Raw genomic sequence first — 8,090 nt, 5'->3', positions numbered from 1 at the left:
AAACAAGCTCAAGCAAATGCAAGCGACGATTCGGATTCAAACGAGCCAGCAGCAGCGCCTATTGAAGAAGACCCAAAAAAAGCTGCAGTTGCCGCTGCTATTGCAAGGGCGAAAGCGCGCAAGGCTGAACAACAAAAACGTAATCAATCTGAGGAAAATGATTAGTGGCATTTTTTATTGCTAGCTCTCCGCACGCACGTAATCGACGCAGCACACCCGATCTAATGAGGTGGGTAGCTTTGTGTGCGCTACCAGGACTTGTCGCTCAAACATACTTCTTTGGTTGGGGCACGCTCATTCAGCTTGTGCTTGCCATTGGCTTAGCGATAGGTTTCGAAGCAGCCGTGATGTTGGTGAGAAAGCGCAACCCTGTGTCGGCTCTTCGTGATTACAGTGCCGTCGTTACGGCTTGGTTATTAGCAGTTGCCATCCCTCCTCTAACCCCTTGGTGGATGCTCGTTATCGGTATTTTCTTTGCCATCGTGATTGCAAAACATTTATACGGTGGCTTAGGGCAGAATATTTTTAATCCCGCGATGGTTGCCTACGTTGTACTGCTGATTTCTTTTCCAGTCCAAATGACAAGTTGGCTATCACCTTTAAGTATCAGCCCATTTCAGGTCGATTTCCCTGATGCCTTGTCACTCATCTTTACCGGTTTCAATCATGATGGTTTCTCTCTTCAGCAGGTAAGAACGGGCATAGATGGTATTACAATGGCAACCCCATTAGACACCATTAAAACATCGTTGCAATCAGGTCTAACACTGGGTGAAATCACCCAAAAGCCTCAGTTTTCAGGCATTGCAGGTACAGGATGGGAATGGGTAAACCTTGCTTATCTTGCGGGTGGACTGGCATTAATAAAGTTACGAATAATTCAATGGTATATCCCTGCTGCATTCTTAGGGTCATTGGTATTAATGTCGCTTGTTTTTACTCTTCTTCTTCCAGGAGAAACCGCCCCTGTTATTATGCAGTTATTATCCGGTGCAACGATGTTGGGTGCATTTTTCATCGCCACAGATCCTGTATCTGCGTCAACAACCGTACGGGGTAGATTGCTTTTTGGGGCCATAATTGGTGCTTTGGTTTTTATTATTCGCGCATGGGGAGGCTTCCCAGATGGTGTTGCTTTTGCCGTATTACTCGCCAATATGTGTGTTCCTCTCATCGATTACTATACCAAGCCACGAACGTACGGGCATAAGGGGTAAACATGCTGAATGCGATTAAAAAAAATGGCGCTGTTCTTGCCATGTTTGCCTGTGCCTCTACAGGATTGGTTGCCATCACTAACGCCTTAACCAAATCGACCATTCAAGAACAAGAACAAGCACAGCTGATGTCGGTTCTCAACGAAGTCGTGCCATCAAACATGCACGACAATCAACTCTTTTCTGCTTGTATGATCATTGAATCACCAGCGCTTGGTCCCGATCCTGTCCATGCTTATGTTGCATCCAAACAAGGTGAGGTCTCAGCGTATGCTGTAGAAGCGATTGCACCCGACGGCTACAATGGAAAAATCAAACTGATTGTAGGTATTTCCTCTACCGGTGAAATTTTGGGTACGCGTATTCTTTCTCATAAAGAGACTCCTGGATTAGGTGACAAAATTGACCTTCGAATATCGGATTGGATTCTCTCTTTTAATGGTAAATCCGTGACCGGCCCTGAAGACACTGCTTGGGGAGTCAGAAAAGACGGTGGTCAGTTTGATCAATTCACAGGCGCTACAATTACACCTAGAGCCGTGGTAAAAGCGGTGAAACAAGCGGTTTGGTATGTAACCCAGAACCAACAAAAAATTAGTTCGATGCCATTCAACTGTGGGAGCGATTCATGACAGATCACAAAACTCTGATAAAGAATGGGATCTGGGAAAATAACCCAGCATTAGTTCAGCTTCTTGGCTTATGCCCATTGCTTGCGGTTTCATCTACTGTGACCAACGCATTAGGGCTTGGGCTAGCAACTTTGCTTGTTCAGGTTGGCTCAAATGTCGTGGTATCCCTAGTGAGAGACTACGTACCTAAAGAAGTGCGCATACCGGTTTTCGTTATGATTATCGCGTCGCTCGTTACCTGTGTTCAGCTACTAATGAACGCTTATGCCTATGGACTTTACCTCTCACTCGGTATTTTTATTCCCCTCATCGTAACCAACTGCATCATCATTGGTCGTGCAGAAGCGTTTGCCTCTAAAAACCCTGTTTTACCTTCCGCGTTAGATGGGTTTTGGATGGGAATGGGAATGATGCTTGTGCTCGTGGTGCTTGGTGCGATGCGTGAAGTTATAGGCAACGGTACTCTATTTGACGGTGCGGATATTTTGCTTGGGTCATGGGCGACTGTTTTGCGTATAGAAGTGTTCCAATTTGATAACAGTTTCTTACTGGCACTTCTTCCACCCGGTGCATTTATTGGTGTAGGATTTTTGATTGCAGCCAAGAACTTAATAGACAAACAACTGGAGTCGCGCCAACCAAAAGAAGAAAAGCCAGAAATTGAGCGAGCGCGAGTGACTAATGCATAAACGTAAGTGTATAAGAATAAGTGCGTAACACTAAGTATATGAAAGATAAGCGCATAAAGATAAGCAAACAAGAATACCTAGATAAAAGTACTGGAAGCAGCCTTAAATGAATCAACCTATATCAAAAAAAGAAAAAGTAGAGGCTATAGTCAATATTCTTGATGACCTCTACCCTGAAGTCCCCATCCCTTTAGATCACAAAGATCCCTATACTTTGCTCGTTGCTGTTTTATTGTCAGCACAATGCACGGATGAACGTGTAAACCAAATCACACCTAAGCTATTCGCTCGTGCAGATAATCCATATGACATGGTGAAATTGAGCATTGAAGAGATAAAAGAAATCATCAAGCCTTGTGGCTTATCTCCTATGAAATCTAAAGGGATATGGCACCTTTCCGATATGATCATCAAGCAACACGGTGGTGAGGTACCTAAGGACTTTGACGCTTTAGAAGCGATGCCTAGCGTAGGACATAAAACGGCATCTGTGGTTATGGCTCAAGCTTTCAATGTTCCCGCTTTTCCAGTCGATACCCACATACACCGGCTCATGTACCGCTGGGGACTGTCTAACGGAAAAAGCGTTGAACAAACTGAGCGTGACGGAAAACGTCTTTTCCCAAAAGAGAAATGGAACGATCTACACCTCCAGATTATCTACTACGGCCGTGAGTACTGCCCTGCAAGAGGGTTCGATTTAGACAAATGTATTATTACTAAACAGTACGGGCGCAAAAGCTTCATCAACGAAGTCTTGAAAGAGAAGCTTAAGAAGAGTAAGTAACTGCTCTTAGAAGATGAAAAGTGACAGAAAAAGGGAGTAGTAATTACTCCCTTTTTAACGGGTTTTAAATATGGATGACTTGGTCACAAAGCTTTTTCAGTGCAACCTTATCGTGGCTGATCAAGATTAGAGTAAACTTCAGTTCCGCTCCCAATTCGACCAGTAACTTTATCGTATTAGCCGCCGTAATTGGGTCTAATCGAGACGTCGGTTCATCAGCAATAAGCAACTTAGGTTTCATAAGCAATGCTCTAAGAATCGCAAATCGCTGAAGCTCGCCACCAGACACCTGCGTAATTTTCCTTTCAAGAACACTGGCATTTAAGTTCAACCTATCCAGTAACCTCTGCACGGTTTTATCGTCAAACTCTACAAGCTGTTTTAGGTCTTGCAATAGTGAGTTTAAGTTTACCGCTCTAGACAACGCACTTGGGGGATCTTGATATAACTTTAGTGCCTGCCCTTTTTCGATACTCTGATGATGAATAATTTTTCCTTCAGTCGGTGGGATAAGACCAAGCAGTATATCCGCTAGAGTGGATTTTCCTTTCCCACTGTCGCCGCTGATTCCAACCACAGACTGCTCGGAAACATCAAAACTTAAATCCGAAAACAATGCTTTCCCTTTTCTTACCATTTTCAAAGAATCAGCCGAAATAAGAGGTGAAAAGTCATTGCGCTTTTCTCTATATGCCCAATTCTTCGGGTGCGCCGCAATCAAGGACTTTGCGTATTCAGACTGAGGAGAAGCGATAACTTTTTCTCCCTCACCACGCTCCAATACCACGCCTTTACGCATAACAATCACTTCGCCTTGCAAAGATTCGGCGAGTTCGATGTCGTGAGTAATAACAAGTACCGCCCCTTTCTTTTTATGCGCTTTTAACTGCTCACCAATTTGCTTTTGGCGACTGGCATCCAAACCTTTTGTCGGTTCATCTGCGATCAGCAGTTTTCCGCCAGCTTGTGTGGCACACAAATACGCAACACGTTGCGCCATGCCGCCAGAAAGTTCGCTTGGTAACTTGGTTTCATCTCCGGAAAGTTGTACGCGCTTAAATGCGTCTGAAAGTCGATCTTCCACAGCAGCAGTGTCAATGGCATTAACCAACTGATCCACCTCCTTAACTTGCTCGCCAGCGTTCATCAAGGGGCTTAACGCAAACCAAGGTTCTTGCGGTAATACCGACACTTTTTTACCCCATAAAGCCTCTCGCTCTTTCGTACTTCGTGCCGATTGAGCGCGATCGAAGAGCGTTATCTCTCCGTTATAAGACAAGCCTTCAGGAAGGTTACCTATGATGGCATTCGCTAACAGGCTTTTACCCGACCCTGTTTCACCAAGGATAATAAGTGCCTCTCCATCTTTGACGTTAAAAGATACAGGATCAACTAATACTCCTTCAGAACTCGAAATCGACAAGTTCTGAACATCGAGCAAACATGTCATGATTTCTCTCCTCTAGCCAGAAGGTGGAATCCCATCACTAGAATAAACACTGCCACAATGGGTTGAGCCAGAACCCAAGGTGCTTGTTGGTAGTATCGAAACAGTTCAACCATCATTAACCCTAATTCAGCCTCTGGCGGCTTTAATCCAACATACAAGAAGCCTATGGACGCAAGAGTAAGAATGGAGTTACCAGCACCAAAACACGCTAAGGTGTACAGATCTTTTTTAAGTTCCGGCCAAAAATGACGCTTAAAAATATAGAAATCAGAAAAGCCGTACAGCTTTGAAGCCTCTACTTCTGGCGAAACAACGAGCCCCATTATTCTCGACCTGACGACACGGAAATACTCAACCCAAAGAATAAGGGAAATAGCGACGTACAGTATCCAAAACGAACCCGGTACAATCGCGCCAAAAAGGAGCACAAGAATTAATCCAGGCATCGCCAAGACAAGGTTCAATACCCAAGATAGACTTCTATCCCACCATCCCCCTTTCCATCCAGCCAAAATACCTGCAATCAACCCAAGAAATGCTGACGTTAAAACGCAAGTTAGTGCCATAAAAAAAGACGTTTGAATGGCCTCGGATAATCGTGCCATATTGCTACGACCATAATGGTCTCTGCCTAATGGTTCCGCCATATCAGGAGCAGCAAATACTAACGTAAGATTTTGCTGGTAAGGGTCGCTGTTAAAAAAGGACTTTTCGAATATCACAAAGACAAACAGTACGGAAAGCAATATCAATCCAGTACATTGCGATAGATTCAGTTTCATTGTATTTCCACCGCAATATTGGATTTCAAGCGAGGATCCAGCAGGTAATTTGCGAAATCAACCAGAGTGTTAATAAACACGAATAAAAGCCCCATCAACAGTGCAGCACCTTGAATCATAGGTATGTCTCTTGCAAAAATAGCATGGGATAACGCGTGCCCTATTCCAGGCCACGAAAACAATGATTCGATCATGACAATACCTTCAATCAAGGTCACCGTTTGGATGCCAACAAATGCAATGACTGGCAACGCAATATTCGCATGTGCATGTTTCTCAAATGCTTGGGAATGGCTTAATCCCTTTAGGCGAGCAAACAAGAAGTATTGAGAACCAAGCACATTTTGAGTGGCATTTCTAATGATCCGGTTAGACATTGCAGCCATACTCAGCGCTAATGTAATGGCAGGAAGAACGATAAAGCTCGCATCTCCAAATCCAGCCACCGGAAACCAGTTCAATTTCAAAGCGAACAAAATAACCAAACCTAAGCCGATCAAGAAAACAGGCTGAGCTTTAATCATGATGGAAACAAACAGAGCAAAAGTATCTGATGATTTTCCGGCTCTTCTACCGCAATAAACACCCACTGGAATGGCAATGAAAAGAGAGATTATCATCGCAACTAGAGCCAACATAACCGAATGACCGAGTTGATGGACCAATTCGGTTGTTACTTTTTCTCCGCTAACAAGCGAACGACCAAGGTTAAAATGAAGTAAATCCCACAGCCACTCAAAATAAAGTTCTATGGCGCTTCTATCTAACCCGAGCTCCGCAGAAACTGCCTTAGCTGCATTTTCATCTACGTAGTCGTACCCATAGCGACCAGCTGCAATTCGATAAGCAATGTCCCCGGGTATAAGCCTCATTAGTACAAACGTTACAGTTCCCACCGACCAAGCGACAAATATCGCTTGGCAAAGCCGTTTATAAAGGAAACTAGTCATTCAACTCCATCTCCGCTACCCGATAATTGAGCTCAAATGGGTCAAACGTGAAGTTTTCGACTCGCTTATTCACCGCAATAATCTGCTGATAGTAGCTGATAGGAATTAGAGGCATTTGATCGGCCAATAGTTTTGATGCCTCTGGAATCATTTTTCGGTATTCCACAACATCACTCTGCTGAGAAAGCTCCCCTAAAAGGTTGGTGAATTCCTTTGAAGACCAGTTGGTTGGACCCCAATCGCTGCCTTTGTGAGTCGCAAAATCATTAAGCAGTAAAGTTAATGGGTCGGCCAGTATGCCGTAGTTACGTGCAATCAATGCCATTTCCAATGTGCCGTCATGATGCTTAGAAGGAATGGCGCTAGAGCTATCAATGGTAATATCTAGGGTAATTCCCACTTCAGCAAGCTGAGCCTGAATCGCGGTGGCGATCAAGGGAAGTTCAGGGCGGTCAGCGTAAGTTGTTAGGTTAATTTCAAAAACTTTACCGTCTTTTTCAAGCTTTTGCTCCGCATTTAACGTCCAACCTTGTGATGTTAGCAACTGCTTAGCCAGTTCAACATTACGAGCAGTTACTCCATAATCGCCTAAGTGCCAAACGCCTAACGCAGGAGAAAATAGTTGATAAGCTTCTGAACCTGGCAAGCGAAGTACATGATCCGCGATACCTTTTCTATCTATCACTAAACTTACCGCTTTACGTATATCAGCGTGGTTTAGAAAAGGATGCTCGTTGTTCAACTTGATTAAAACAGTACGTGGCATGGAAATGACATGCATGTTCAGGTTGTCAGACGCATTCAGGCTTTCAAGACTGAGCGGATCAAGCGTGTATACAAGATCAGCTTGACCAGATTGAGCGAGCAACGCACGACTTTCTGAACGGTGCCCTGCTAAGTAGCTGACTTGCTGAATATTCGGCTTGTTACCCCAGTAGCCATCAAATATTTTCACTAGTGCTTTATGAGGAGGAACAAGTTCGCCTACTTGATAAGGCCCTGTTCCGTATAGATGAACTACTTCGCCCGACTCATCATAAGAGCTTGGTGCTGCAATAGATGTCGAGAAATGTGCTAACACTGAAAGCATAGGAACAAAAGGTTTGGTTAGCGTGATAACAACTTGATTACCATTAGCCGCAATAGACTCGATAGGCGCGCGTTTTAAAACACCCGGTTTATATAGGGCACGTTTCAGAGAAAATACGACTGCGTCCACCGTTAAGGCAGTTCCATCATGAAAAGTAATATTGTTTCTGATATTGAAAGACCAAGTTAAACGATCTTCGCTTTGTACCCAACTCTCAGCTAAAACAGGAACGACCTCAGATTTTTGATTAATCCCTATTAAAGGCTCGACCACCTGAAGGCGTGTAAACAAGAACCCATCTTTTGACAAATCCTGACTACTAAATTCAAAAGGGCCAGAGATCGCAAGCGTTTTAGTATCGTCTTTTTGACCCACAAAAAAGTAAGCAAGAAAGGCGACTCCAACGAGCACAGCCAAGGCAAATTTTTTCAACTCAAACTCCATTGTTACATTATAACATAGTAATATTATTCAAACTTATATTTATATTTCT

General features: G+C 43.8%; 8 protein-coding genes. 4 read left to right on the top strand and 4 right to left on the bottom strand.

Features of this window, described 5'->3' with window-relative positions; genetic code table 11:
- Nucleotides 1-164: 164 nt before the first annotated feature.
- The 4 genes from rsxD (at nucleotide 165) to nth (ending at nucleotide 3,325) form a co-directional block, all read left to right on the top strand.
- The gene (gene rsxD / locus VPNCDNU1_RS19445) at nucleotides 165-1,217 is read left to right on the top strand and encodes an electron transport complex subunit RsxD (RefSeq protein ID WP_104401856.1); all 1,053 of its coding nucleotides are present in this window, start codon (nucleotides 165-167) and stop codon (nucleotides 1,215-1,217) included.
- 2 nt (nucleotides 1,218-1,219) lie between these two features.
- Entirely contained in the window at nucleotides 1,220-1,849 is a 630-nt protein-coding gene (gene rsxG, locus VPNCDNU1_RS19440; protein ID WP_104401855.1) for an electron transport complex subunit RsxG, read from the top strand.
- Entirely contained in the window at nucleotides 1,846-2,538 is a 693-nt protein-coding gene (locus VPNCDNU1_RS19435; protein ID WP_101111482.1) for an electron transport complex subunit E, read from the top strand. The genes rsxG and VPNCDNU1_RS19435 overlap by 4 nt, the downstream gene beginning before the upstream one ends.
- Before the next feature lie 106 nt (nucleotides 2,539-2,644).
- Nucleotides 2,645-3,325 (top strand): endonuclease III, encoded by a 681-nt coding sequence (gene nth, locus VPNCDNU1_RS19430; RefSeq protein ID WP_104401854.1) that lies wholly within the window; start codon nucleotides 2,645-2,647, stop codon nucleotides 3,323-3,325.
- A 64-nt stretch (nucleotides 3,326-3,389) separates the two neighbouring features.
- Here the strand turns inward: nth and VPNCDNU1_RS19425 are convergent, their stop codons facing one another.
- From VPNCDNU1_RS19425 to VPNCDNU1_RS19410, 4 genes are read right to left on the bottom strand one after another with little or no spacing between them, the layout of a single operon-like run.
- Nucleotides 3,390-4,775 carry an ABC transporter ATP-binding protein gene (locus VPNCDNU1_RS19425; protein WP_104401853.1) on the bottom strand — a complete coding sequence of 462 codons (1,386 nt, stop codon included), beginning with the start codon at nucleotides 4,773-4,775 and terminating at the stop codon, nucleotides 3,390-3,392.
- Nucleotides 4,772-5,557 (bottom strand): ABC transporter permease, encoded by a 786-nt coding sequence (locus VPNCDNU1_RS19420; RefSeq protein ID WP_104401852.1) that lies wholly within the window; start codon nucleotides 5,555-5,557, stop codon nucleotides 4,772-4,774. The genes VPNCDNU1_RS19425 and VPNCDNU1_RS19420 overlap by 4 nt, the downstream gene beginning before the upstream one ends.
- A complete protein-coding gene (locus tag VPNCDNU1_RS19415) occupies nucleotides 5,554-6,507 on the bottom strand; it encodes an ABC transporter permease (protein ID WP_104401851.1) in 954 nt (317 codons plus the stop codon). The genes VPNCDNU1_RS19420 and VPNCDNU1_RS19415 overlap by 4 nt, the downstream gene beginning before the upstream one ends.
- On the bottom strand, nucleotides 6,500-8,029 hold the full coding sequence (locus VPNCDNU1_RS19410) for an ABC transporter substrate-binding protein (RefSeq protein WP_237324176.1): 1,530 nt from the start codon (nucleotides 8,027-8,029) through the stop codon (nucleotides 6,500-6,502). The genes VPNCDNU1_RS19415 and VPNCDNU1_RS19410 overlap by 8 nt, the downstream gene beginning before the upstream one ends.
- Between the last annotated feature and the right edge of the window lie 61 nt (nucleotides 8,030-8,090).

This window comes from Vibrio penaeicida (assembly GCF_002933855.1).
In the GTDB taxonomy this organism is placed as follows: Bacteria; Pseudomonadota; Gammaproteobacteria; order Enterobacterales; family Vibrionaceae; genus Vibrio; species Vibrio penaeicida_A.
Note: the sequence above shows the minus strand (reverse complement) of the source record. Positions and strands in the feature narration are given on the sequence as shown.

Excerpts from the sequence above, each read along its gene's own strand:
- nth (WP_104401854.1), top strand. The coding sequence starts at position 2,645 with ATGAATCAACCTATATCAAAAAAAGAAAAAGTAGAGGCTATAGTCAAT.
- rsxG (WP_104401855.1), top strand. The coding sequence starts at position 1,220 with ATGCTGAATGCGATTAAAAAAAATGGCGCTGTTCTTGCCATGTTTGCC.
- VPNCDNU1_RS19425 (WP_104401853.1), bottom strand. The coding sequence starts at position 4,775 with ATGACATGTTTGCTCGATGTTCAGAACTTGTCGATTTCGAGTTCTGAA.
- VPNCDNU1_RS19435 (WP_101111482.1), top strand. The coding sequence starts at position 1,846 with ATGACAGATCACAAAACTCTGATAAAGAATGGGATCTGGGAAAATAAC.
- VPNCDNU1_RS19420 (WP_104401852.1), bottom strand. The coding sequence starts at position 5,557 with ATGAAACTGAATCTATCGCAATGTACTGGATTGATATTGCTTTCCGTA.
- VPNCDNU1_RS19415 (WP_104401851.1), bottom strand. The coding sequence starts at position 6,507 with ATGACTAGTTTCCTTTATAAACGGCTTTGCCAAGCGATATTTGTCGCT.